Below are 24728 nucleotides of genomic sequence, written 5' to 3' on the forward strand. Positions count from 1 at the left end.
GTAAACCATGGGAATTTTTCCTGTTCATGGATTGTATACGGTTTCGGGCTTTGCCCGAATAACCTTTCATGTTGGATCATAAACCAAAAGCGGGAGAAGGATGACCTTCTGCCGCTTTTTTTAAAAGATGGGCTATTGCTATATGTGATTTGGTTCTCTTTCCAATTACAGCAGTGCTTTTACGGCAGCTACGGCAGCTTCATAATTCGGATGCTCGGACATTTCAGCCAGGTATTCTACATAAGCCAAGGTATTGTTTTTGTCTACAACAAAGATAGAACGCATGTCCAGGCGGAATTCCTTGATCAGTACGCCATAGGCTTGTCCGAAGGATGCCTCTTTGTGGTCAGACAGTGTTACAACGCGGTCAATACCGGCTGCGCCGCACCAGCGGGCTTGAGCGAACGGAAGGTCCATGCTGATGGTTAGAATGACCACATCATCACCGAGCTCAGCGGCTTCAGTATTGAAGCGGCGGGTCTGTGCATCGCACACTCCGGTATCCAGAGAAGGTACAACGCTGATCAGCTTGATTTTGCCGGAATAATCGCTGAGGGAAGCTTCTTCCAGAAGATTCTTGCCTATCACAAAATCGGGTGCGGTATCTCCGGCTTTTAGCTCAGGCCCTACGAGAGTAATGGGGTTGCCCTTGAATGTGGCTACACCTGTTCTTTCTTGCGTCATATCCTTGTTTCCTCCTTGAATTGCATGATTGGATTCATACTGCCAACATAAATTATAATCTTTTTAGAAGCTGGATGTCCAACGAGGACAAATTATGTTACATAAGGGATGGTGCTATGATATTCATAAGGTACGAGAAATGGAAAGGGTACATCCGTTATTATCCGGTAACCTGTATTCTGATTCTGCTAAATGTGCTTATGTTCATTGTATTGACGGTCAATGGCGGTTCGACCAATCTGGAGACACTTAAGAAGTTTGGAGCGACCTTAAATGCGGGGCCGGAAAAGGATGAAATGTGGCGTTATGTGACAGCAACCTTTTTACATAACGGGTTTGCCCATTTATTCTTCAACTGCTTTGCCCTTCTGATATTTGCCCCCCCGCTTGAGCGCCTGATGGGCTGGTGGCGTTACGCCCTGCTCTATATGGCTGGCGGATACATCGCCAATTATCTGTCCGTTGTTATCAGCAGTCGTTCGGTTGTGGATACAGTGATGGTCTCCGTGGGGGCCTCAGGGGCAATCTATGCTATTTATGGCGCGTTTCTATATATTGCTCTGATACAAAGGGAGATGATGGACGATAGCTCACGCAAGACGCTCTACGGCCTTCTGGTGATGGGGGTCATTATGTCCTTTGCGACTCCGAATGTGAATTGGATGGCCCATCTCAGCGGGCTGGCTGCCGGCTTTTTCCTCTATGGACTCATAATTCGCATCTTTAAAAGAAGCCGACGATAACGGGAGGTGCTCAAGTGGAGCTCAGACAGCTGCAATATTTTCTAAAGGTGGCCCAGAAGGAACATGTAACAAGAGCAGCGGAGGAATTGCATGTCGCCCAGTCCGCAGTCAGCCGCCAGATTCATCAGCTGGAGCAGGAGCTTGGTGTCGATTTGTTCATGCAAAAGGGGCGTAACCTGCAGTTGACCCCGGTGGGGCAGCTCTTTTGCAAAAGAGTGGAGTCTGTGCTTAAGGAACTGGAGCGCTCCGTTGCTGAGGTGCATGAATTTCTGGACCCGGAACGCGGCGAGATCCGGATCGGATTTCCCCACAGTCTGGGAACTCATCTAATACCAACAATCGTTGCTGAATTCCGCAAGCATTATCCTCATGTGAAATTCCGGTTTAAGCAGGGGGCATACCCTTCTCTGATCAAGGATGTAATCTCAGGAGAGGTGGACCTGGCGTTTATCTCGCCTTTCCCGGAGGATGATGGACATGTCGCTGGAGATATTGTCATGACCGAGGAGTTGTTCGCGATTCTTCCTCAGAATCATCCTTTGGCCGGGGAGGAGGTCATCCGTCTTGAACAGCTCCGGGAAGAAAAGTTTGTCCTGTTCAGCCAGGGATACTCCCTGAGGCCCATTGTATGGCAAGCCTGCCTGCAGGCAGGGTTTAAGCCGCAAATCGCTTTTGAGGGCGGAGAAACAGACACGATACGCGGTTTGGTTGCTGCAGGAATGGGAGTAAGCCTCCTGCCGGAGATGGCACTATATCAGACCAATCCGATGCAGCCGGCCCAGGTTCGGATCGTCGACCCGGCTATAACGAGGACGGTAGGGCTTATTCACAGAGCTGATGGAAAACTGCCGCTGGTGGCCCGGTCTTTTCGGACTTTTCTGCTGACCTATTTCAAAAACAGGAATAACAATACCCCGGTAGGCTCTTAGCCTCCGGGGTATTGTTATGAATAAGGTCGATTAGCGGTTAGTCGCGGTTTCCGAGGAACATTGTGATCAAACGCAGGAGTTCGAGTAAGGATACCAGGGCAGCCGCCACATATGTCAAAGCTGCTGCATTCAGTACTTTGGCAACTCCGCGTTCTTCCTCATTACGGATAAAGCCTTGCTCTACCATGACCTGACGTGCCCGGTTGCTTGCATTGAATTCAACAGGCAGCGTTACAAGCTGGAAGGCTACAGCGGCGGAGAAGAAAATGATGCCAAGGCCAATGAGGTTAAAGGAACTGAACAGAAAACCCGCCAGCAGCATAAAGGGTGCGATTCCCGAGGCAAAGTTGACCACCGGGAACATCCGGTGACGCAGCGTAAGCATGGGATAATGGACTTTATGCTGAATTGCATGCCCTACCTCGTGACAGGCCACAGAAATGGCGGCTATGGAGCGCTCATAATACACGGGCTCTGACAAACGGACAACCCTGTGGATAGGGTCATAGTGGTCAGAAAGGGAACCGCGTACGGGCTCAATCGGCACATCTCCCAAGCCATTTGCATCAAGCATGCGACGTGCTGCATCATAACCGGTCATTCCGCTTGTGTTGGCTACCTTGGCCCATTTATTGAAGTTGCCCTTCACACGGAACTGGGCCCATAAAGAGAATAGAAAAGCGACTATTACCAATAGAAACATAAAAGAATTCATATGTCATTCCTCCGAAGTGATTTATTAAGCGGTTTACTTACATTGGCGGCCCCTGTATGAGCAGGAGCTTAATTGCCTCCATGCAGGCAACTCCTTGAGGAAGCAGGGCTGCAAGTGCACGTCTGGCTTGACCAGGCTTCAAACCGCTAATGACGGGCTCCAGTGCCTTTACCTCACGCTCCAGGCGCTGCATTTGAAGCTCAAGCTCGACTAACCGGTCTGAGACGTCATTTTCAGGTGTAGCCTCATTCCACTTGCTCATCATGGTCTTGATCTCGTCCAACGTATATTTCTCTTGCTTTAATTGATTAATACGTTCCAAAGCAACAAGGGTTTCATGGCTGTACAACCGGTAATTTTTATCACTTCTTGATTCCGGTGCAATGAGTCCCAGCTTCGTGTAATAATCAATCGTCCGTTCGCTGGTGTGGGCAGCTTTGGCCAGCTCGCCGATCCGGTAAAGGGTCATATCCCCATGGGTTCTCACCTCGATGAAAGAACTTTAGTTCTTCTGAATTTTAATATGTTCTTTCTATATAATAGAGCATACTTAATGATACCAAAATAAAAACCATACAGTCAAACGTCACACTTACTTTAAGTATATGCTGACAAAGCACGATCAATGCTCGGTTAATGCACTCTTACAGTAAGTATTTTCAATGAATCGGTAAAGGTTGAATTCCCTTGTTTTAAAAAGTAACATAACATGTAATGTATTTCTCGGAAAAGCGTTGAGCTGAAAAAATAAAATTGTTCCATTAAGACATGATTCGATGAAAAAATTAATAAAAATACATATAAATGAATTCAAATATATTGGTTTCCATGTATCCGCTATCATGTTACGTCTCATAAGAAGCTGGGGAATTCTGCGGCTTATCCGAAAGATATAGAGGGGATGCAGTTCGTTGGGGAAAACATGAGCTTCCATAAATTAAATAAAGCATTCAAAAAAATAGTCTTGTCAATTTACCTGACTTCTGATTATAATGACATTAAGAGTTTCACGCTTTGTTAGAAAATATAACATTGGGGAGTGGGGTAAAGAATGAGAAAAAAGATGATAGTGATGTTTTTGGCCATGATTACATTGATGGCCTATCCGGTTAGCGCATTCGCGGCTAGCGGCCCGACAGCGCCGGATTTGCAAATCGGATTGGATACAGTATTTACTTTCCTGGCCTTCATTCTGGTATTCTTTATGCAAGCGGGATTTGCAATGCTTGAAGCCGGTTCAGTACGGATGAAGAACGCCGGTCATGTTGCCGGCAAAACGGTACTGACACTTGCAATTGCAAGCTTGTGTTTCTGGGCTATCGGTTTTGGTCTTGGATTTGGTAACGGCAATGGTTTTTTCGGGACTACAGGTTTCCTGTACGGTGGGGATACCCAAGGGGCTTCATTTGATTCCCTCGCCTTCTCCGATGTAACCCTAAATGTTAAGTTCCTCTTCCAAATGGCTTTTGCGGCAGTCTCCTTGGCTATCGTATCCGGTGGTATGGCCGAACGGGCAAAACTTAGCGTATACATTGTTTTCGGAATATTGTTCTCTATCGTGATTTATCCGGTTGTTGCCCACTGGGTATGGGGCGGCGGCTGGTTGTCAGAACTAGGAATGCAGGACTATGCAGGTTCGACAGTTGTCCATCTTACAGGTGCAACGGCTGCAGTAGTAGCAACCATCTTGCTTAAGCCACGTCTTGGCAAGTTTAATAAAGAAGGTAAACCTGTTATCATTCCTGGTCATAATCAGGTATTTACTGTACTTGGTGTAATCATCCTCTGGTTTGGCTGGTTCGGATTCAATCCAGGTAGTGCGTTGTCCCCTATGGGCGGTTTCTTCGGACATGTGGCTTTGACAACTAACATCGCAGCTGCAGCAGGCGGTCTGGCTGCACTAATCGCATCCTGGTTGTACTTTGGAAAATCGGATATTCCGGCAATGCTGAACGGGGTTCTGGCTGCGCTGGTTGCTATCACTGGTGCTTGTGCATATGTAGAGCCTTGGGCTGCTATCCTGATTGGCTTTATCGCTGGAGCATTTACATTCATGACTTCACAGTGGCTGGAGCGTGCTGGACTTGATGATCCTATCTATGCCTTCTCCGTACACGGTATTGCAGGGATGTGGGGGGCGGTTTCCACGGGGTTGTTCGCAGCACCTGATCTGATCACTAAAGGAGCACTTGTAGGTAAGGCTGGTTTGTTCTACGGTGGAGGATTCCACCAGTTGGGAGTCCAGATTCTCGGCGTAGCGGGTACGTTCATATTCGTAGCTGTAATGTCCTTCATCATTCTGTATGTAATGAAGATGGCTATCGGACTTCGTGTTACTGAGGAAGAAGAATTGATGGGTCTAGATATCAGTGAGCATGGTACTTACGGTTATCCGGAACAAATGAAATTGATCGCAGAATCAGAATCCAAACCCCTTAAATCTTAAATAACTTATCACTTTACTTGTTGGGAGGCGGACCGTGTGGATTCGATGGAGATGGCAGATTGGAACGAAGATAAAAGTTATTTGTCCATCGTAACAGCCGGTTCGCCGCAGGAGCTTAAGGCAAGGCGTACCGCTTGTCAAAAAGTGTTGCTGGAGCAGTTAAACGTTATTCCGATTGAGGAATGGATGTCCCGGGTCAATGATATGCATGACCGGATTGCCGGGACAGCAGTCAACATATGTGAGGCGCAGATGAAGGAGGCGGGCTACGGCCCGCCTCCCTGTGCCTATTCCTTTATTGTATTCGGCAGTGCCGGCAGACAGGAAGCTACAATGTGGAGTGATCAGGATAACGGGCTAATTGTTGAAGGTGAGCCGGATGGACTTAAGAAAAGTTATTTTGAAGCTTTCGGTGTGATGTTATCTAATCTGCTTGAGGAAGTTGGCTATGAGAAATGCGACGGGAAAGTCATGTGCTCCGAATCCTTGTGGCGCAAGACTCTGCCTGAATGGAAACAGCAGCTGGAAGGCTGGATGAACCAGCTTGAGTGGGAGCCGATCCGTTATCTCATTATCGCTTCAGATATGCGCCATGTGGCCGGGAGTATTGCATTGTCTAAGGAGTGGCGTGAAGCCTTCCATGCCGGATTTGTGAATAACATGAAGCTGTCTACCGCTGTGCTTCGCAATACAGTCCGTCATAAGGCAACGCTTAATTTACTGGGGCAGGTACTTACAGAGCGTTTTGGTGATTATGCCGGCGGCTTTGATGTTAAGTATGGTGTCTATATTCCTTTGGTCAATATCGTCAGGCACTTGTCGCTGCTGCATGGTGTGTGGGACAGTTCAACACTGAAGCGGCTGGAGCATCTGGCAGAGCTGGGGAAGTACGAGCATCTGGAAGAAATCCGGCGGGCTTTTTTGACTGCTCTGCGCATGCGTGTGAATACCCCTTTTACAGTTCAGGATGGATTATTATCCAGCAGTGATTATATTGCTGAGAATGATCTGAAGAACAAGCAGTTCATGTCCGCGCTTCGGGAAAGCCTGCTGCTGGTCAGGCGCCTCCACAAGGCCCTGCAGCGTCAGCTACGGTCAGCGGAAAGGAGGCAGTCATGAAGGAGCCGAACAAAGGCGGAGGGTTCTGGAACAACCTGAGACAGGGCGGAATGCCATCCGCCATCGCGTCCATAAGGGGCGGGGAAACGGCACAGCAAACTGCGCAGCAAATGGCCTTTATCAGATCTCTTATGCGTGAGAAGCGGCGCCCTGAAGTACTGCATACCCCGCTCTCTGAATTAGAAACGGTAATCTTTGATCTGGAAACGACAGGATTTTCCCATCAGCATGGTGATGAGATTCTGTCTTTTGGCGCCATTAAGGTCGTAGGGGAAGAAATCAAGGAAGAGGAATGCTTCTATACGCTGGTGAATTGCCAAACCACGATTCCGGAGGATATTACGAAGCTAACCGGGATCTCGGAAGAGATGACTTCCAAAGCACCTTCACTGATCGATGGACTGCATAATTTCATGTCTTTTGTAGGGCAGCGGGTACTGGTCGCGCATGGAAGCAATCATGATAAATCATTTTTGAATGCGGCTCTGTGGAAAACATCAAAGGTTCAGCTAACCCACAGAGTGCTGGATACGATGATGCTGGCCCGCTGGCTGGAACCTCACCGTAGCAACTACACACTGGATGAGCTGCTTGCCATCCATGACATTCCAATCCAGGGCCGTCACCATGCGCTGGAGGATGCCAAAATGACGGCAAAGCTATGGGTAAGCTATATGCGGGAGATTTCACAGAAGAAACAGGTAGAGACTTTAGGGGATCTATACTCCTATCTCAGCAGAGCATGACAGGAGATTGCAGCAGCTTATAGATTAGCTGACCGGAGGGTTTCTGCTGCCGGAGGATTTGAAACCCGTGCAAGCACATAGGTTCCCCGCTCTTCGGACCAGGAGAACCAATCAGATAGATCTGAAATTCTGGCCCTAGTGAAGGCAGTCCTTGAATATCTGCGCTGGACGGCCAAGGTGCGGTATGCGGATGGGAATGAAACAAGCCAACAGGTGCCGGCTCAAGATAAAGTGCTCTAATCCATTCTTTCGGATCAGGGACAAAAGTATGCAGCGGGTCAGGCGCTACGTTGCGGAGAGGCAGATACCTGTCAATGCGCATGCCCCCCGCTGCGGCAGTACCCAGCAGTACACCGCATGCTTCATGCGGATAACAGGACAGCAAGTGCTTCCCCAGCGCCTGCTGTACGGATGTATTCAGCTTAATCGGCTGGATATTTCCCTGGAATGCTGTCACTTGTTCACCCCTCTCTCTTCATTGGATTTCGTCATCGACGGAATCCTCTTTTTTTGTTCTATTTTTTGCAGATCATGACTGGTTTGAAACTATGGACATTGGGGGTACAATAGGAGAAAACCATCTCACTTGCAAAGGACAAACAACTATGAAAGCAATAAACAAACGAAATATAACGGTGCTGGCCGTCATTGTTTTTTTAGTCTTTCTGGCGGTGGAGCGAACCACGAAATCTGAGCCGGAAGCAGTCCCGGCGATTCAGCAAAGCTCTGAACCGGAAAGTGGAATGAATGCCGGGCTGTTGGCCCCGGCGTTTTCCCTCCAGGAAGGCGGTAAAAGCTATGCTGTAGGCGGCTCACGGGATAAAGCAGTGCTGCTGAATTTCTGGGCTTCCTGGTGCGATCCCTGCCAGCAGGAGGCACCGACACTGAATGCATTGGCACTAAAATACAAAAATGTCCTCGATGTATATGGGATCAATGTGACCAGCCAGGATTACAAGCCCAATGCGGAGCGTTTTGTCCGAAAATATATGCTGGCTTTTCCCATTATGTATGACCTGAAGGGCGAGGTATTCGACAAATATAAAGGGATGGTATTCCCTACAAATGTGCTTGTAGACAAAAACGGAGTCATCTCCGAGGTGATCCTGGGGTTTCTATCTCCGGAAGAGCTTGAAAAGAAAATCATCACCCTTACCGGTTCCTGAACAGGCAGCTAGCGGTTAGGTGGCAAAGCCCCTCTGCAATGCGGGATATTCCCGGCTGCGAGGGGCTTTGTCTTGACCGGACCATAAAAATGCTTGGCTCAACTAGTGATTCACGAGTCCTCTGGGCGCCTGGTTTGCTTCGGTTTCATTCTGCAGGGAGATCTGCCCCAGAAGCGCATAGCGCATACTGTCCACCAACGCTTCCCAGCTGGCTTCAATCACATTGCTGGATACCCCGACGGTGCTCCAGGTGTTATTGAAATCCTTGGACTCAATCAGTACACGAACCTTTGCAGCTGTCTGATCCTTCTCGTCAAGCACACGTACCTTGTAGTCTGAGAGATGCATGTCTTTGAGCTGAGGGAAGTAGGTCAGTAGAGCCTTACGCAATGCGTTGTCCAGTGCGTTAACTGGACCGTTACCCTCAGCAGCGGTATAGAGGCTCTCACCGCCGACTCTGAGCTTGACAAAGGCCTCGGAGACAACGGGGTGATCAGCTGTCTTCTCCACAAGCATCTTGAAGGATTCAAAGGTGAACAGTTCGTTTACCTCTCCGGTGGCTTCGCGCAGGAGTAGTTCCAAGGAAGCATCGGCACCTTCGAACTGGTACCCCTGATGCTCCAGAGTTTTGATTTTGTCGATCACCTTGCGGGCTTGCTCGCTGCTTGGATCCAGGCTGAGGCCCATATCCTGTGCCTTGGACAGAACATTGCTCTGACCCGCAAGCTCGGAGACGAGCACCCGCTGCTTGTTGCCTACCAGCTCGGGGGCAATATGCTCATAAGTGCGGGAATCCCGCAGGATTGCCGACACATGGATGCCGCCTTTGTGCGCAAATGCAGCATTGCCTACATATGGCTGATTTACAGGCAGATTCACATTGGCAACCTCACTGATAAAGTGGGCGGTATTCGTGAGCTGGGGCAAGGAATCACCAGGGATGCAGGGATACCCCATTTTGAGCTGCAGAGTAGGAATAATCGAGCAGAGGTTGGCGTTTCCGCAGCGTTCGCCGTAACCGTTGATCGTTCCCTGTACCTGCCGCGCACCTGCACTGATGGCGCTGAGTGTATTTGCGACGGCGAGTTCGCAGTCATTATGGGTATGAATCCCAAGTGAAGCCCCAGGGAGCTTAAGGGCCATGCCGGAGACCATTTCCTGAATCTCATTCGGTAGAGTGCCACCATTTGTATCGCACATTACGAGCCAGTCTGCGCCAGCTTCGCGGGCCGTTGTCAGGACGGCAGAAGCATATTCGGGATTGTTCTTATAACCGTCGAAAAAGTGTTCTGCATCGAAGATGACCTCCAGGCCTTTACGTTTCAGATAGGCAATAGACTCACCGATCATGGCGAGGTTCTCTTCCAGAGTGGTCTGCAGGGCTGTGTGAACATGGAAGTCCCAGGTCTTGCCGACCAGGGTGGCTGCCGGAACACCGGCATTAATCATTCTCTGCAGGTTGTCATCCTGTTCAGTAATGGAATTCTTGCGCCGGGTGCTGCCGAATGCAGTGATTTTGGCATTCAAGTGCAGTTCCTTGACTCTTTTGAAAAACTCAATGTCCTTGTTGTTGCTCCCCGGGATGCCACCTTCAATATAATGAACACCCAGATCATCGAGTTTCTTGGCAATTTTCAGCTTGTCATCCGCCGACAGACTGATGCCTTCACCTTGGGTGCCGTCACGCAACGTCGTATCGAAGATGGAAATGGACTTAGACATGAGAGTCCTCCTAAAAGTTTTGTGAGCAGTACTTCTGAAACGGCTTCATACAACACTCGCTTCATTAGCAGATGCCTTAAGTTTGAGCATTTGATTAGGTTTGGTGGGCCATAATAACATACGTTTTAGGTAAATGAATTTTTATATTATAGCATTTTTACGCGGGAATGTAACAAAGAACTTTACAGGAGCCCTGTGTCCGGTTGACCTTGCGCCGGGAGAAGAGGTATGCTGGATTTGACAATGGAAACCCTGAAGATGAGAAGGTAGATATTGTGCAGAATGTGGATCACTATTATCCGGCAAGCGGCAGAGTTATTCTGCATGTGGATATGAATGCTTTTTACTGCTCTGTGCATGAGGCAGAAGACCCTGAACAATACAAAGGAAAAGCAACGGCCGTTGCCGGCAGTGTAGAGCTCCGCAGGGGGATCATCGTTACCTGTTCCTATGCTGCGCGCAGACTTGGAATTTCAACGGGTATGCAGGTACAGAAGGCACTGCGCATTTGTCCTTCGCTTCTATTAATTAAGCCGGATTTTCATCTCTACCGCAAGTACTCCAACGCTTTTATGCAGATTGCATATAGTTATACTCCACTCCTGGAAGCTGTCTCGATCGATGAATGTTATCTCGATATTACCGGTTCACGTCAATTCGGTACGCCTTTAGATATAGCCGAAGCAATTCAGCGGCGAGTTATGGAGGAGCTTGGGCTGCCATGCTCTATCGGTATTGCCCCGAACAAGCTGCTGGCCAAGATTGCATCCGATCTGAAGAAGCCCAGCGGCATTTCTGTGCTGCGGCTGCGTGATGTGCCGAGTGTTTTGTGGGATAAGCCCTGCAATGAAATGTTCGGTATTGGGGGCAAGACGGCGGAGAAGCTGCGTAAACTTGGAATTTACAGCATCGGTCAACTCGCGGCAGCAGAAGAGCGGATGCTTGTTGAGCATTTTGGAGTGATGGGTGCATGGCTGAAGCGGGCGGGGAATGGAATTGATTACGGCGTTGTGAACCCGGAACGGGAGCAGAGCAAGTCCATCGGGCACACTACAACACTTCCGAGTGATGTTATCGGATTGGCTGAAGCGCGGCCGATTCTGCTGAATCTGAGCGACCAGGTGGCGAGGCGGCTGCGGAAGCAGGGACTGGTAGCATCAGGGGTGCAGCTCACGATTCGCACGCCGGATATGAAGACGATCACCCGATCACGCCAGCTGGAGACGCCTACGGAGAGCGCCGAGGATATTTATAAGACAGCCTGCGACCAGTTCGCCCGGCACTGGAAAGGTGACAAGCCTGTGCGGCTGCTGGGAGTCACACTGCATGGACTGACCGCTAAGGAGGATTCTGCAATTCAGCTGGATTTGTTCGATTACCAGCGGCAGCCGAAGAAAGAATCGCTTAACCAAACGATGGACATGCTGCGTAACAAGTTCGGCGAGAATGCAGTACTAACGGCAGGGATGCTCAGCGACAGTCATTCAGCGCGTCTGCGTAACCACAAGGAGCGGGGGACTTCCCTGCAGAAGGACAATCTTCATAAAGTAGACCCTGCTGAGGAGTGAACTGGGCTATCTTCTAACGTCCGATTGGCTTTCCTCATGAAACGGTGAAAATGGAAATGTGCTGAAATTTCATTGATATTGTTTTCTATTTATATTAATATGAGAAAAATAACAGGCTGCTACAGTAGTCTGTATTGTTCAACGGGAGGCAGAGATAAAATGGCTAAATACACTTGGGTCGAAAAAGATACTTGCATCGCATGTGGTGCTTGTGGCGCGACGGCCCCTGATATTTTTGATTACGATGACGAAGGCCTGGCAGAAGTGATCTACGAAAACGACGGCAACCACGGGGTAACCGCGATTCCTGATGATTTGTTCGATGATCTGCAGGATTCTGCTGACGGATGTCCAACGGACTCCATCAAAATTGCAGACGTGCCTTTTAATAAAGAGGGCTAAAGTCCTACGGGTTATTCGTATCTGCGCAAAAGATAAGGATCAGAGCTAAGGTTCACCTTGCTGCTGATCCTTATTATTCCAGAAAGACATCTTTTTGCCGTTATAAATGCGGCTGGGGATGTCTTTTTTTAATACTTCGGCCGATATAAAATATAAAGATTGATTGAAGTACTTCACAATTCGCGGAGGCCCCGATGAAAAACTCGCAGCATCTCAAAGCATATGTTCAACTGCATCCTGAAAACAAGATGGCATGGTACTTGCTTGGTAAGGAATATTATAAGAACGGCCAGCAGGGGAAGGCCAACTATTGCTTCAACCAGGCGGGTGAAGTATATGAAGCCTTTGAGCATAGTAAGGTACCGGCGGATATGCTCCGTGAATATGAGGAAGGTCTTCTCAGGGAGGGCCGGCAGCGGCGCGAATCCAGGCTGCGGATGCGCCGGACATTCCTTGCGCTGATGCTGTTTCTGCTCGTGGTGATCCCCTCAGCGCTGGCCCCTGTGGCAAGTACGGACGAATCCGGAGAGCCAGCCTCGGCTGCTGTTACCGGTAACCTGAAAGAGCCGGCGGTTGCGGAACCGTCAGAGGATGCAACTGAAACTTCAGCTCAGCCGGCCATGGCTTTTACGGCAGCAGGTGAAGACATGGCCTCGGCGGGCCAGGCATTGGTGAAGATTATGCAGAGCCGGAAGGCTCCTTCCGAAACAGCAGTTCTTGCTATGAAAAAGTCGGGACGCTGGCTGGTCTGGAAGAGTAACCTGCCTCTTGTGGCTACGGTCGAGAAGAACAAGCAAGGGAAGACTGTATACCAGTCTTATGATCCGGCAGCCTGTGCCTGTGTACCGCCGGAAGCTGGCGGGCTGAAGAAGCAGGCAGTAATATGGCAGGATAAGCAGGAAGAGTTGGCGGCACTTTGGAGCGCTATCCGATCTTATCAGAACAGTAAGGGTACGTTGCCAAAATCGTTAAAGGAGCTGGCCAAACCTTTTCCGGGGAATTATCTCGGGGGGACGACGCCGCTCATGAAGCAGGAATTCAGTGCGCTTCGGGGAGCATTAAATTCGCAGATGCCCCAATCCTCAGCAGGTACGGCTTCACCTGTGCCAACGACGGGAGTGGGTGAAGAAGCAGGGAATCTGGGTGCCAAGACTGGTAAAAGCAAAGAGACGCAGCAGCCCTTTTTTAGCAGTCCGCTGAAAATTATCGTGGATAAACAAAATCACCGTCTGGCAGTAACCAGCGGCAGTGTCATTCTGCGGAACTATGAGGTTGGGCTTGGGGGGAACAGGACACCTGAAGGAGAATTTGCGATTACGGATAAGGTGGTCAATCCGAACGGGCATAGCAATGGGGAGTTTGGCAGCCGCGGTATGCAGCTTTCGGACACAAATTATGCCATACACGGCACAAATGAGCCGGACAGTATCGGCAAGGATGAGTCACTGGGCTGTATCCGTATGAAACGCGGGGATGTGGAGGAGCTGTTCGCAATGGTACCGATGGGGACGAAGGTCCAGATTAGTAAAGGGGTTCTGCCTGACGGACTGCTGTTGCCTGAGGAAAGTTTCCCTTCCGGCACACCGCTAGATCAGACCAACCCCAACAAAGTCTACCATTGGCTGAATTAGTTTCCTGCAACAATAAATAGAACAACAATTAGAAGAACCAGCAGCACCAGACTAACACTGATCCATAGTATGGCTTTGCGGTTGACTTCTTCTTTTTTTTGCTGCAGTGTTGGAGGTTTGCGTTTTGTAGACATATTGGCCATCCTTCTTTCTCTATTTATCATTGATTACCCTTACATTGTAATGCGTTTACAACAAAATTACTATACTCAGCATTTCGTTCGGAAACTCCGCCCGGTAAAAAACTTTTCTTTTCCCCCGGAAACAGCTAAAATTAAGAAGAAACCTACAGAAACGGGGAGTCACCTGACCTACTTAAGGGTTCCCTTTGAAGGAGCGAGAACGGTGCTGTATCGACATTTAGGCAAACCTATTTTTTTTAAAATGGACCCGGAGAAAGCGCACCATCTCGTCATTAGCGGACTGAACAAATCAGATCTGGTGCCCGGTGGCAATAGCGCGATGCGTCTTATGTACGGCGTTCCCGAGACCGCCGATCTTGCAGTGGATTTATTCGGCCAGCATTTCCCGACTCCAGTGGGGCTTGCGGCAGGATTGGATAAGAATGCTGAGGCTGTGGGAGGATTTTCTTCCATTGGCTTTGGATTTATGGAAGTGGGCACGGTAACACCGAAAGGACAGCCTGGAAACGACAGTCCGCGGTTATTCCGGCTGCTGCCTGACGAAGCGCTGATCAACCGTATGGGCTTCAACAATGAAGGTGCTGATGCGATGGCACGACGGCTCAAGGCGCTGGGGAAACGAAGAATTCCGGTCGCGGTGAATATCGGGCGTAACAAAACAACGCCTAATGAGTCGGCACATGAGGATTACCGCCAGTGTATCCGTACGCTATATCGGTACGGTGATTTTTTTGTGGTCAATATCAGCTCGCCGAATACGCCGGACCTGCGCAGTCTTCAGCATGGCAGCGAGCTGTCTAATCTTCTTGCCCAGGTTAAGGAGGAAATGGAGCTTCAGCACAAACAGAGCGGTATTTCCAAAAGCCTGCTGGTCAAGATCGCGCCAGATGTCAGCGACGGCGAACTGGAATATATGGTACATACAATCGCTGACGCCGGAATGGACGGTGTGATTGCCACCAACACCACACTCAGCCGGGAAGGGCTTAAGAGTGACAAGGCAGGAGAGACAGGTGGCCTCAGTGGCAAGCCGCTGCGTGACCGCTCCACGGAAATTATCAGCAGGATTTACCGCCAGACAGGAGGTAAGCTGCCGATCATTGGTTCGGGCGGTATTTTTACCGGCCAGGACGCATATGACAAGATCCGGGCAGGCGCGAGTCTGGTCGAAATTTATACAGCTCTCATCTATGAAGGACCGGAGGTTAACCGCAGAGTGCATGCCGGATTACGGAAGCTGCTGCGGCAGGACGGATTCTCTCATATCCTAGAAGCAGTGGGCGCTGATCATCACTGAAGGATGAATGGACAGGAGGACGAAGGCGATGGACGTCAGGGACTGGGGAACATTTTTACTTCCATATGAACAAACTGTGGAGGAATTGAAGGTTAAATTCAAAACAATGCGTTCGGAGCTCAAGAAAAGAGAAGAGTATACACCGATCGAGTTCGTAACCGGGCGCGTCAAGCGGCTGTCAAGTATACTGGAGAAAGCCAAACGCTTAAATGTAAAGATGGAGGATTTGGAAACAGGGATTGAGGATATTGCCGGCATTCGCATCATGTGCCAGTTCGTGGAGGATATCCGCAGAGTGGCCGAATATATCCGCGCCCGCAAGGATCTTGAGGTTCTTTACGAGAAGGATTACATCACGAACTATAAGGAAAGCGGCTACCGCAGTTTCCATATGATCATTAAATATCCGGTGCAGACAGCCCTGGGGCAAAAGATCGTGCTCGCCGAGATTCAGATCCGCACGCTCGCTATGAACTTCTGGGCAACCATTGAGCATTCCCTGAATTACAAATACCGGGAAAGCCTGCCTGATGAAATGCGGCTGCGCCTGAAGACGGCTGCGGAAGCCGCGTCTATACTGGACAGTGAAATGTCCAGTATCCGTGAAGAAATTCTGGAGGCGCAGAAAACCTTCGAGGAAAATTCGAATACAACGACCCAGCTTCTGAAAGCCATACATCAGTTGTACTTCTACCATCTGGTGAATGAAGCCATTGAAAGCCAGGAACGCTTCAATCAGATCTGGCAGGCGCAGGATATGGAAGCGATGAAGGACCTGCTGGAACATGTGCGCGAGCTGTTGTCGGATGCCAAAAAGGACAGTCTGCCGGATGGCTTATGAACCGCTGTACCTGGCTTTCCTGGTCTACTTCAACCGGGACAGGGATTATTTTGAATGTCATGAGGTTCTTGAAGAGCTGTGGCTGGCCAGGGAACGTGATCCGCTGTACAAGGCTCTGCTGCAGACTGCAGTAGGACTGTATCATTTCCGGAACAACAATGTGCGCGGCGGCTTAATGATGCTGAACCGGTCGCAGGAGGTGCTCCAGCAGTATCCTGGGGATACCCTGGGAATCAATCTTACGAAGCTGGTCCGTGAAGTTGAAGATTATGCCCGTAAGCTGGACTCCTATGCGGACCAGCCGTTTGAATATTATGATCTCACGATTGAGCTGATTGACCCGATTCTGGTAGAAGAAGTGACCGCTGCAGGTAAAGAGATTGTACCCAATCATCCACAGCGCCGTGGTCCTCAGAGACCACTAACTTCCCACCGCGCGAATAGGGAATTCTGAATAGCAAGACTACCACAGGAGCACCCGCAGGGGTGTTCCTTGATTATTGGAGGACGGCATCATGGCAGTGCAATTGCCCGGCACTTTTATGCAGCGCATGAAGGAAATGCTGGGACCGGAGTATGAGCAATTTGCAGAGTCGTACAAGGAGACTCCTTATGGCGGCATTCGTGCCAACACATTAAAAATATCGGTGGAGGAACTGCGCACGCTCTCTCCCTTCAAACTTGCTCCAATTCCCTGGTGCCCAGCCGGGTTCTATACAGAAGAAGGGGCGAGACCCGGCAAACATCCGTATTATCATGCGGGACTGTACTATATTCAGGAGCCAAGTGCGATGGCTCCGGTAGAACTGCTCGGCGTACAACCAGGCGACTATGTGCTTGATTTATGTGCCGCGCCAGGAGGTAAATCTACGCAGATTGCGGCCAAGCTGAAGGGTGAAGGGCTTCTCATCAGCAACGATCTCCACCCGGAGCGGACCAAGGCCCTGGCTAAGAACCTGGAGTTGTACGGTGTCCGCAACGGAATCGTATTGAATGAAAGTCCGGAACGGATTGCTGCGGCTTTTCCTGTTTTTTTTGACCGTATTCTGATCGATGCGCCTTGCTCGGGTGAAGGCATGTTCCGCAAGGATGAAGATATGGTCAAGCAGTGGGAGCCTGAAACGCCGTTGAAGTATGCTGCTATGCAGAGGGACATTCTGAATTCAGCCGTAAAAGCGCTGAAGCCGGGGGGAACCGTGGTATATTCCACATGTACCTTTGCCACGGAGGAGAACGAAGGTACGATCAGTGAGTTTTTGGATACTCATCCTGAGTTTTCGCTTGTTACTGTAGGCGGAACAGGTTCCTTTGCACCTGGACTTCAAGGATTGTCTGGAGCTGCCCGGCTGTGGCCGCATAAGGTCAAGGGCGAGGGGCATTTTATGGCTGTACTGCGCCATGACGGAAGTCCCCGTTCCCCAGAGGAAACTGCATCCGATCCGGGACAGGCTGTTGCGGAAAGAACACTTTCCGTTTCTTCGCGGAACAATGGAGTCAAGGGTGAGGCCACTGCCAGAGCTGGTTCTGCCCGACAGGTAAGCGGACGGGGCGGCAAAGGGGGGCGAACCTCCGGCAAGTCCGGCGGTACTTCGCCTGGACGCCAGTCTGAAGGCGGGGGAGAAGAGGCCGCAAGAGCTGCGTATTCCCTATTTACCGAAGACCAGCTAGGCTGGCAGCCATCCGGATTTCCGGTGCTGTTCGGTGACCATTTGTATCTCTCACCGCTGCCCAAGGCTGCACTTAACGGCCTAAAGACGATTCGTCCCGGCTGGTATGCGGGTCATATCCGCAGCGGCAGATTTATTCCCGGACATCCGCTCGCTACCGCTCTGCATCCCGCCGAGAGTATCCGCAGCCTCTCATTATCCAGCGGAAGCAGCGAAGCGGTCTCCTATCTGAAAGGGGAAACATTGTCTATCCCCGAGGAACGCTTAACGGTACGGCCTGGCAATTCCGCCAAAGGTTACGTGCTTGTCTGTGTCGACGGGTACAGCGCTGGCTGGGGGAAATGGCAGGACGGTATGCTGAAGAATGAATATCCCGCAGGCTGGAGGTGGACGTAAAGGATGAGTGCATCAGGAAATGCTGTAAAAAAACAGCGGATCGATAAAGTATTGTCCCATATGGGCAAAGGTTCACGCAGTGATATCCGCAAACAGGCGAAGCAAGGGCTGATTACCGTGAACGACGCCGTTATTAAGGATAGTGGTTATCATGTTGATCCCTACACGGACAGAATCCAGGTGGGTGGAGAGCCTGTAATTTACCGTGAATTCATCTATCTGATGATGAATAAGCCGCCTGGCGTATTGTCAGCCACAGAAGACAAACGGGACCGGACAGTGCTGGATCTGCTTAAGCAGGAATATGCACAGTTTGAGCCTTTTCCGGTCGGAAGACTGGATAAGGATACGGTAGGGTTGCTGCTGCTGACCAATGATGGGCAACTGGCCCATGAGCTGCTCTCGCCCCGCAAGCATGTCCCGAAAACCTATGAGGCTACGGTCGAGGGTGAGGTGGATGCTGCAGATGTAGCAGCTTTTGCCGCAGGTGTTGAGCTTGAGGACGGATATGTGACTTTGCCTGCACAGCTTACCCTTATGGGAAGGGAACGCGGAAGCAAAACCCTCTCCCAGATTTCACTGACCATTACAGAGGGGAAATTTCATCAGGTGAAGCGGATGTTTCTGGCGGTTGGCAAAAAGGTGATTTTCTTGAAGCGGGTCTCTATGGGCGGGCTGAAGCTGGATGAGCAACTGGCGCCCGGTGCTTGCCGGGAGTTGACTGCTGAAGAACTGGCGCTGCTTGGCGGCGGGGAAGCGGAAACTTAAGGGAATCAGTGGAGGTTTTATCCACGGTTAATTAAATTAACAGTCTCTGTTAACGGATGTAATATACAATGGTTAGATACAGATAAAGACGAACAAGGATGGTGGGGTATGAAATACAAGCTGATTGCGCTGGATGTAGACGGCACGCTCCTGAATGACGATCACCAGTTGAGCTCTGAAAATAAGGAGGCTATCGCTGAAGTGACAAGGGAGGGCGGGCTGATTGTCCTATGTACAGGGCGCAGCCCGCAGAATTCGATTCCTTTAATGGAAGAGATGGGACTGGCCGGGTATGTCCTGGGACATAATGGAGCGGCGACGGTGCGTGTAGAAGACCGCGAGGTACTGCATATCTATGGACTGGATGCCCGCGGTCTGGACCCGTATATAGAGTACTGCCGTGCCCATAATATTCATTATGATGTGAATACTGCCTTTGACATGTATGTAGATAATGTCGCTAATCTGACCTCGGAAGCTAATCATATGTATGAGCATTTTCGGGTGACACCAGCGACGCTCCCGGCCTGGGAGGATTTTCGCGAACCGGTTGTCAAGTTTACTGTCTTCACCAAATCGGATATTCTTGACGAAGCCCAGCGGGAATGGAGCACCTGGACGCAGCAGTATAATATTGTCCGCAGCGGGGAGTTTTTCGTAGATTTAATGCATCCGGAAGCCTCCAAGGGCAATGCGTTAATGAATCTGGCTATACATCTGGGTATATCTCAAGAGGATGTTTTGTCCATCGGGAATTATTATAATGATATTTCCATGCTTACATACGCCGGACTTGGTATTGCCATGGATAACTCACCGCTTGAGGTTAAGGCGGCTGCAGATGTAATTACGGGAACCAATAATAATAATGGCGTGCGCGATGCACTTGTGAAGTACTGCTTGTCATGAGACTCTTGATCAAGCCTCTTTAGATTTGATATGAAGCGAGAAAAACCGATGGTGCATGTACCGTCGGTTTTTTTGTTCAAAATATTTTCTTTAATTCCATATTGTGACAGACTTCGACATTATTGAAATGATATTGTGTATTTATATTCAATAAAAACGTTTTTATTGTTTTATGATTTATAATTCTTTAATATAAAACGTCATTAGTCAGATAGCTTGGTAAATGTAATCGATTTCATATTGGACTTATCGTAAACTTCATTTTGAACAGGAGAACTAATATGAACGAACTATCGCACGAAGAATTGTTTTTACTGCATTTGGCGAAGTATCACTTTGAATTAACATCATTTGACTGCGAAGAATTCATTGAACAGATGGATTGGGATCGTTTATTTACAGTATGTGTACGGCATAAGCTATTCACACTTCTCTATAAAGCAATGGAGCGATATATACCGGATGAGAAGAAGGAGCCATTTGCGAAGCGGTTTTCTTATAAAGCCATGTTCAAGAATCGTTTATTAAGCGAACTTAAACAAATTATTGAAATAACACAGCAAAGAGAGATTAAATATACCTATTTAAAGGGATTTGTCATCTCCAATTTACTTTATGATGATTTGAATGCCAGGGACAGTAACGATATAGATATTGTTGTTGATGAAAACGATTTTCTGGCATTCTCAGAACTGTTGAGGGATGTTAAATTTGAACGAACTTTATATAGCGACAGTTTATATGCTGTTGAAACTTTGGTCAAAAATTCATCAAATCAAGGTATCTTTCATGAATATTGGTATCTGAAACAGGTGGGGGAATTAAAAATAGCTGTTGAACTAAAAAGCAATACTAGCGCCATTCCCAGAAAACATATTAAAGAGTTCTGTGAAAAAAACGAGGTTTATATTGTCGAAGGAGTAAAAATAGTATCAAACGATATGCTACATACCTTCTTGCATTTATGTGCGAATGCCTACAGTGATTCGGAAGAGCGAGTCGGCGTGGAGAGAGGCTTCAGATTGAGAGATTATGTTGATATCTACAGCTATCTTAATAAATACCAAACCCGAATGGATTGGAACTTAATAGCAGAGTTAAGCAATAAATATGAAATGCTACACAAAATATTTTGTGTTTTGAATAATTTGAATTCCTTATTTGATTGCATACCCACAAATATCATTGAGATCTTTAACACGGTTAATAATACTTACAACTACCAAGGATATGAAACAGGCTCCGTCGTTGCTTGGAAAACTTCATTCTCCCATCGGATGTTTAATTATAATGATAGAATTCTTGAGTATCGGGGATTATGTCTAGAACGCTGGTTCAGCCCGATGAATGTTAATTTCAACAAACCTGTAAAAATTTTAAATAGGAAAGATTCTGTATTACCTAGGAATTTCCGGAAATGCTTTGGTTATCGAGATCATAACCTGCAGTATGCATACAGATATGAATACGATGCTGAAAATCTGTACCTGATTATCCAATCGACTTGGCCTGAGAAATACCATCTGTCGTTTTACTTTTATACAAATTCGTTAGATTTATGCGGACCATCAGCTAATTTTAATATTAGAGAAATTTTGTTTAAGGTATTCAACGACAAAATAGAAATTGAATTGGATACTAAACCTATCAAGCGAATTCAGCTTGAAGAAGTACAAAGAAGTCAGACAGAGGTCGAAGTCACAATTCCATTAGAAGAAGTCTTGAGTGCTGATACAAGCTGCAAATACGGATATTATTCAGTGTTGTGGGAAGATTACGGCGAGCGCTTATTGCCGGTTAATATGGGAGGCTACGGAAACGAAGATGATCCTGAAGAAGTGGATAATTTAGGTATTCTTGCATTTACATAATGAAGGAGTGTGTCATATATCAGTGATTAACAATAACGATACATCTATTTTGTTGCTGAAAGATCAGATTATAGATGAAGTTCTACTGTGTTTAAGGATATATGAACCTATAATTGATGCTGTTTATCAGATCGGCAGCAATTCATATGGCGAATTTCTTCCTTCGTGGAGTGATATTGATTTTCTGGTTTTCTTGCCTGCAAGAAATATGAAATGTCTGGAAAATATTAATCAATTGATCAGAGATGTCAATCAGAAATATAGAGGGCGGCTTGCCGGAACCGGGGATTCGGTTATTGATATCGGAATTGTCTTTAAAGATGAGACTGCGTCACTTGTTCAAAGCGAGTATATGTATTTTGATAATTCAGCTGTAATCAGGGCTCTATTTGAAACCAGGCAACATGGGAAACTGTTGTCCGGAAATAATCAATCTAAATGGATAGAAGCTACACTAAGATTTATATCGCCAAATAGCCTGATCCGTGCATTCGTTCACTCCACACTTGAACGTATACAACTTTATCATGACGTTGCCGACAATGCTGAAATTTGTGATCTTGGCACTCTAGAGAAATATGCACCTCACCAAAAATATAAAGTAATACCGATGTTATACATTTCTATTTGCAGAGCCGTCTTGTTTGTACAGCAGCATCTTTTCGTAACGAAAAAAGACGCGTTTCAACAGTATCAAAGCTTTTTCACTGATTTTCTAGAGGAATTCAGAAGTGCCTTTCAACTTCGCAAAGACTGGATGCCAAAGAAACAAACAAAGGAATTGGCTGTTCTTGCAGAAAAACTACCAAAGGTCATACAATGGTTTCTTGGAAAAGTTAATGATTCGGTAGGACTGCAAAGTATGATTTTTTTGAGGGGCAGAAAAAGATGGCATTACAGAGGTGAAGAACACCAAAGAATAAAAACGTTTTTAAAGGGGTTTCGCCTAGATTCTTTTTTAGATGAGCTTGATCAGTACTTAAGTTTGCAGGATGGCTACGAAATAACCTTTGCCCAGACAACCTCTGAAATTGTGGGTTTTGTAGGGTATAGGATGTTACCTGATGAGAAGCTTCTACAAATTACCCATTTGTATGCTTTAAACGATTCTATTCAGTCTGTCCTCTTAAATTATGTGAGTCGCAGAGGTATGGAGAAAAATATTCTATACCTGGAAAACACGATAACAATAAGTCCTAAAGATTTTTAAAGGAGGGGAATCATGAAGTCTTCAATCCAAGCTGTATTTATTGATAGAGACGGAACGATGGGAGGCACAGGTCATTTTATTCATCCGAAGCATTTTACTCTTTTCCCTTATACTTTGGGATCAGTCCAAAAACTCAAACTGCATGACATCATGGTGTTTGCTTTTACCAATCAATACCATATTTCCAAAGGTGAAGCAACAACAGAAGAATTTATGGAACAGTTTTCCTCCTTTGGTTTCGATGATGCTTTTATATGTCCCCATGAAGCAACTGATAACTGTTTGTGCAGAAAACCTAAACCGGGTTTATTACTAAAAGCTGCTGAAAAATATAATCTGGATTTGGAAAAATGTGCGGTTATTGGCGACGTTGGTGATACAGATATGTTGGCTGCCTATGCGGTGAATGCGTTAAAAATATTAGTCAGAACCGGTTGGGGGAACGAAGCTTTAGGGAGATATAGGGATAATTGGATTGAAACCAGTCCTGATTATATTGCTGATAACCTGCAGGATGCGGTGAATTGGCTGATCTGTAAATGAAATTAATGTTAAGGAGTGATAGGTATACTATATGTTTTCTGTAATGAAAAAGAGTATTTCCCTTATTAGACTATATTGTTTTGATACATTGCTGCTTTTTATATTTAAGCATTGCTCTAGTGCTGTCAAGCCAAATAAACCGATTGCCAAAACGCCACTACTCATTGTCCGATTAGATGCATTGGGAGATACAGTTCTTTGGCTGGATGCCTTCAATTCCTTGATTGAACGATATCCAGCCGAGGAATACGAGTACATCCTGATCTGCAATGAATATTGTTCAGAATTATTTACTAATCATCGACTTCTATCCCGAATTATTCCTGTAAACCGCTCCAAATTTGTGCATCATCTATCATACAGAATAAAAATTTTTAAAAGCATATTTGCTTTTGAATCTGCCATCTTATTGAATCCTATGTATTCAAGAGAGTTTCTGTACAGCGATGCCGTGGTGCGATTTTCTAGGGCGGCCGTCAAAATCGGATTCTGCGGAGACTTAAATAATATCAGCAGCATGGAGCGGAAAATAAGCAATAAATGGTACACGCATTTAATAGAGTCAAGAATAGAAACTATGATGGAATTAGACCGAAATGCGGAATTCAACCACTTTATTGGTCTTCCTTCATTTACATCTGGTATTCCTGAATGGCCCTTACCTATTACTAGGCACAAACTATTGCAAAATCCATATTATATTATTTTTCCGGGTTCAAGTAGAGACATCAAGAAATGGCCGACTTCTTCTTTTGCCGAAATAACAAATCTGATCTATCAGAAAACCGGTATGACAGGTCTTATCTGTGGGGGCGATGAAGAGAAACATCTCGCCGGCCAAATCATGAAGAGAAGTACTTCACCGCTAATCGATAAAATGGGACAAACCTCACTAGAGCAAGTTGCAGATCTTATCTCCAGTTGCAGTTTTCTTGTTACTAATGATTCAAGTGCTGTACATATTGCTGTAAGTTTGAACATTCCTTCCATATGTATTGTAGGTGGTTTTCATCCAGCGAGATTTTTGCCTTATCCTGATAAATTTGGCAATAGTAGATTGCCGATCGTTGTTCAGAAGAAATGGGAGTGCTTTGGGTGCAACTGGTCCTGCATTTATCCTACCGCATCAGATGCTCCAGCTGCCTGCATTAAGGAGATCACGGTAAAGGAGGTGTGGGATCAAATCAAGTCCATTATTTAACTAGGAGGGTA

The 24728-nt window shown here is 47.4% G+C and carries 25 protein-coding genes; 19 read left to right on the top strand and 6 right to left on the bottom strand.

Annotated elements, in window-relative coordinates:
• Positions 1–165 precede the first annotated feature (165 nt).
• Positions 166–684, bottom strand: coding sequence for a thiol peroxidase (gene tpx, locus A3844_RS27440; RefSeq protein WP_074109107.1), 519 nt, complete (start codon positions 682–684; stop codon positions 166–168).
• 116 nt (positions 685–800) lie between these two features.
• Here tpx and A3844_RS27445 point away from each other — a divergent pair, with 116 nt between their 5' ends.
• Positions 801–1427 (top strand): rhomboid family intramembrane serine protease, encoded by a 627-nt coding sequence (locus A3844_RS27445; protein ID WP_074086105.1) that lies wholly within the window; start codon positions 801–803, stop codon positions 1425–1427.
• Positions 1428–1441: 14 nt separating this feature from the next.
• A complete protein-coding gene (gene gltC / locus A3844_RS27450) occupies positions 1442–2356 on the top strand; it encodes a glutamate biosynthesis transcriptional regulator GltC (RefSeq protein ID WP_074086106.1) in 915 nt (304 codons plus the stop codon).
• A 37-nt stretch (positions 2357–2393) separates the two neighbouring features.
• On the opposite strand, the gene A3844_RS27455 is transcribed toward gltC, so the two are convergent.
• Positions 2394–3071, bottom strand: coding sequence for a zinc metallopeptidase (locus A3844_RS27455; RefSeq protein WP_074086107.1), 678 nt, complete (start codon positions 3069–3071; stop codon positions 2394–2396).
• Positions 3072–3108: 37 nt separating this feature from the next.
• On the bottom strand, positions 3109–3540 hold the full coding sequence (locus tag A3844_RS27460) for a MerR family transcriptional regulator (RefSeq protein WP_074086108.1): 432 nt from the start codon (positions 3538–3540) through the stop codon (positions 3109–3111).
• 582 nt (positions 3541–4122) lie between these two features.
• Here A3844_RS27460 and A3844_RS27465 point away from each other — a divergent pair.
• Genes A3844_RS27465 through A3844_RS27475 form a run of 3 tightly spaced genes read left to right on the top strand, consistent with a single transcriptional unit; the run spans position 4123 to position 7382 of the window.
• The gene (locus A3844_RS27465) at positions 4123–5517 is read left to right on the top strand and encodes an ammonium transporter (RefSeq protein WP_074103811.1); all 1395 of its coding nucleotides are present in this window, start codon (positions 4123–4125) and stop codon (positions 5515–5517) included.
• 36 nt (positions 5518–5553) lie between these two features.
• Positions 5554–6636, top strand: a complete 1083-nt coding sequence (locus tag A3844_RS27470; protein ID WP_178382027.1) for a DUF294 nucleotidyltransferase-like domain-containing protein — start codon at positions 5554–5556, stop codon at positions 6634–6636.
• The gene (locus tag A3844_RS27475) at positions 6633–7382 is read left to right on the top strand and encodes an exonuclease domain-containing protein (protein WP_074086110.1); all 750 of its coding nucleotides are present in this window, start codon (positions 6633–6635) and stop codon (positions 7380–7382) included. The genes A3844_RS27470 and A3844_RS27475 overlap by 4 nt, the downstream gene beginning before the upstream one ends.
• Here the strand turns inward: A3844_RS27475 and A3844_RS27480 are convergent.
• Positions 7369–7839: a M67 family metallopeptidase gene (locus tag A3844_RS27480; RefSeq protein ID WP_074086111.1), complete on the bottom strand. Its 471-nt coding sequence runs from the start codon at positions 7837–7839 to the stop codon at positions 7369–7371. The genes A3844_RS27475 and A3844_RS27480 overlap by 14 nt on opposite strands.
• Positions 7840–7987: 148 nt before the next feature.
• On the opposite strand from A3844_RS27480, the gene A3844_RS27485 reads away from it, so the two are divergent.
• Positions 7988–8548 (top strand): TlpA family protein disulfide reductase, encoded by a 561-nt coding sequence (locus A3844_RS27485; RefSeq protein ID WP_074086112.1) that lies wholly within the window; start codon positions 7988–7990, stop codon positions 8546–8548.
• Positions 8549–8650: 102 nt separating this feature from the next.
• On the opposite strand, the gene cimA is transcribed toward A3844_RS27485, so the two are convergent.
• Positions 8651–10270, bottom strand: a complete 1620-nt coding sequence (gene cimA / locus A3844_RS27490; RefSeq protein WP_074086113.1) for a citramalate synthase — start codon at positions 10268–10270, stop codon at positions 8651–8653.
• A 275-nt stretch (positions 10271–10545) separates the two neighbouring features.
• Here cimA and A3844_RS27495 point away from each other — a divergent pair, with 275 nt between their 5' ends.
• The 3 genes from A3844_RS27495 to A3844_RS27505 all read left to right on the top strand — a co-directional run bounded on the left by A3844_RS27495 (position 10546) and on the right by A3844_RS27505 (position 13871).
• Complete coding sequence (locus tag A3844_RS27495; protein WP_074109147.1) at positions 10546–11838, top strand: DNA polymerase IV; 1293 nt, start codon at positions 10546–10548, stop codon at positions 11836–11838.
• Between the two features lie 159 nt (positions 11839–11997).
• The gene (locus A3844_RS27500) at positions 11998–12240 is read left to right on the top strand and encodes a ferredoxin (protein ID WP_074086114.1); all 243 of its coding nucleotides are present in this window, start codon (positions 11998–12000) and stop codon (positions 12238–12240) included.
• A gap of 194 nt (positions 12241–12434) precedes the next feature.
• Positions 12435–13871, top strand: a complete 1437-nt coding sequence (locus tag A3844_RS27505; RefSeq protein ID WP_074109108.1) for a L,D-transpeptidase — start codon at positions 12435–12437, stop codon at positions 13869–13871.
• Here A3844_RS27505 and A3844_RS32910 read toward each other — a convergent pair.
• On the bottom strand, positions 13868–14005 hold the full coding sequence (locus A3844_RS32910; protein WP_167374753.1) for a hypothetical protein: 138 nt from the start codon (positions 14003–14005) through the stop codon (positions 13868–13870). The genes A3844_RS27505 and A3844_RS32910 overlap by 4 nt on opposite strands.
• 211 nt (positions 14006–14216) lie before the next feature.
• Between A3844_RS32910 and A3844_RS27510 the strand changes: the two genes are divergently transcribed.
• The 10 genes from A3844_RS27510 to A3844_RS27555 all read left to right on the top strand — a co-directional run bounded on the left by A3844_RS27510 (position 14217) and on the right by A3844_RS27555 (position 24717).
• The gene (locus A3844_RS27510; protein WP_074109148.1) at positions 14217–15311 is read left to right on the top strand and encodes a quinone-dependent dihydroorotate dehydrogenase; all 1095 of its coding nucleotides are present in this window, start codon (positions 14217–14219) and stop codon (positions 15309–15311) included.
• A gap of 28 nt (positions 15312–15339) precedes the next feature.
• On the top strand, positions 15340–16152 hold the full coding sequence (gene yjbM, locus A3844_RS27515; protein ID WP_074109109.1) for a GTP diphosphokinase: 813 nt from the start codon (positions 15340–15342) through the stop codon (positions 16150–16152).
• Positions 16142–16606, top strand: a complete 465-nt coding sequence (locus tag A3844_RS27520; protein WP_074109110.1) for a DUF309 domain-containing protein — start codon at positions 16142–16144, stop codon at positions 16604–16606. The genes yjbM and A3844_RS27520 overlap by 11 nt, the downstream gene beginning before the upstream one ends.
• Before the next feature lie 61 nt (positions 16607–16667).
• Positions 16668–18215, top strand: a complete 1548-nt coding sequence (locus A3844_RS27525) for an RsmB/NOP family class I SAM-dependent RNA methyltransferase (protein WP_074109111.1) — start codon at positions 16668–16670, stop codon at positions 18213–18215.
• Positions 18216–18218: 3 nt separating this feature from the next.
• On the top strand, positions 18219–18983 hold the full coding sequence (locus A3844_RS27530) for a pseudouridine synthase (RefSeq protein ID WP_074109112.1): 765 nt from the start codon (positions 18219–18221) through the stop codon (positions 18981–18983).
• A 108-nt stretch (positions 18984–19091) separates the two neighbouring features.
• The gene (locus A3844_RS27535) at positions 19092–19892 is read left to right on the top strand and encodes a Cof-type HAD-IIB family hydrolase (RefSeq protein WP_074109113.1); all 801 of its coding nucleotides are present in this window, start codon (positions 19092–19094) and stop codon (positions 19890–19892) included.
• Positions 19893–20173: 281 nt separating this feature from the next.
• Positions 20174–21763: a nucleotidyltransferase family protein gene (locus A3844_RS27540; RefSeq protein ID WP_074109114.1), complete on the top strand. Its 1590-nt coding sequence runs from the start codon at positions 20174–20176 to the stop codon at positions 21761–21763.
• Between the two features lie 22 nt (positions 21764–21785).
• Positions 21786–22973, top strand: coding sequence for a hypothetical protein (locus tag A3844_RS27545; RefSeq protein WP_074109115.1), 1188 nt, complete (start codon positions 21786–21788; stop codon positions 22971–22973).
• Between the two features lie 12 nt (positions 22974–22985).
• On the top strand, positions 22986–23516 hold the full coding sequence (locus A3844_RS27550; protein ID WP_074109116.1) for an HAD-IIIA family hydrolase: 531 nt from the start codon (positions 22986–22988) through the stop codon (positions 23514–23516).
• A gap of 31 nt (positions 23517–23547) precedes the next feature.
• Positions 23548–24717 (top strand): glycosyltransferase family 9 protein, encoded by a 1170-nt coding sequence (locus tag A3844_RS27555; protein WP_074109117.1) that lies wholly within the window; start codon positions 23548–23550, stop codon positions 24715–24717.
• The last annotated feature ends 11 nt before the right edge of the window (positions 24718–24728 follow it).

This window comes from Paenibacillus helianthi (assembly GCF_001909055.1).
In the GTDB taxonomy this organism is placed as follows: Bacteria; Bacillota; Bacilli; order Paenibacillales; family Paenibacillaceae; genus Paenibacillus_AQ; species Paenibacillus_AQ helianthi.

Bases quoted from the DNA above. Each gene is read 5' to 3' on its own strand.
- A3844_RS27535 (WP_074109113.1), top strand. From the start codon at position 19,092: ATGAAATACAAGCTGATTGCGCTGGATGTAGACGGCACGCTCCTGAAT.
- A3844_RS27530 (WP_074109112.1), top strand. From the start codon at position 18,219: ATGAGTGCATCAGGAAATGCTGTAAAAAAACAGCGGATCGATAAAGTA.
- A3844_RS27475 (WP_074086110.1), top strand. From the start codon at position 6,633: ATGAAGGAGCCGAACAAAGGCGGAGGGTTCTGGAACAACCTGAGACAG.
- A3844_RS27540 (WP_074109114.1), top strand. From the start codon at position 20,174: ATGAACGAACTATCGCACGAAGAATTGTTTTTACTGCATTTGGCGAAG.
- A3844_RS27505 (WP_074109108.1), top strand. From the start codon at position 12,435: ATGAAAAACTCGCAGCATCTCAAAGCATATGTTCAACTGCATCCTGAA.
- A3844_RS27500 (WP_074086114.1), top strand. From the start codon at position 11,998: ATGGCTAAATACACTTGGGTCGAAAAAGATACTTGCATCGCATGTGGT.
- cimA (WP_074086113.1), bottom strand. From the start codon at position 10,270: ATGTCTAAGTCCATTTCCATCTTCGATACGACGTTGCGTGACGGCACC.
- tpx (WP_074109107.1), bottom strand. From the start codon at position 684: ATGACGCAAGAAAGAACAGGTGTAGCCACATTCAAGGGCAACCCCATT.
- A3844_RS27465 (WP_074103811.1), top strand. From the start codon at position 4,123: ATGAGAAAAAAGATGATAGTGATGTTTTTGGCCATGATTACATTGATG.
- A3844_RS27460 (WP_074086108.1), bottom strand. From the start codon at position 3,540: ATGACCCTTTACCGGATCGGCGAGCTGGCCAAAGCTGCCCACACCAGC.
- A3844_RS27550 (WP_074109116.1), top strand. From the start codon at position 22,986: ATGAAGTCTTCAATCCAAGCTGTATTTATTGATAGAGACGGAACGATG.
- A3844_RS32910 (WP_167374753.1), bottom strand. From the start codon at position 14,005: ATGTCTACAAAACGCAAACCTCCAACACTGCAGCAAAAAAAAGAAGAA.
- yjbM (WP_074109109.1), top strand. From the start codon at position 15,340: ATGGACGTCAGGGACTGGGGAACATTTTTACTTCCATATGAACAAACT.
- A3844_RS27555 (WP_074109117.1), top strand. From the start codon at position 23,548: ATGTTTTCTGTAATGAAAAAGAGTATTTCCCTTATTAGACTATATTGT.
- A3844_RS27485 (WP_074086112.1), top strand. From the start codon at position 7,988: ATGAAAGCAATAAACAAACGAAATATAACGGTGCTGGCCGTCATTGTT.
- A3844_RS27520 (WP_074109110.1), top strand. From the start codon at position 16,142: ATGGCTTATGAACCGCTGTACCTGGCTTTCCTGGTCTACTTCAACCGG.
- A3844_RS27445 (WP_074086105.1), top strand. From the start codon at position 801: ATGATATTCATAAGGTACGAGAAATGGAAAGGGTACATCCGTTATTAT.
- A3844_RS27455 (WP_074086107.1), bottom strand. From the start codon at position 3,071: ATGAATTCTTTTATGTTTCTATTGGTAATAGTCGCTTTTCTATTCTCT.
- A3844_RS27525 (WP_074109111.1), top strand. From the start codon at position 16,668: ATGGCAGTGCAATTGCCCGGCACTTTTATGCAGCGCATGAAGGAAATG.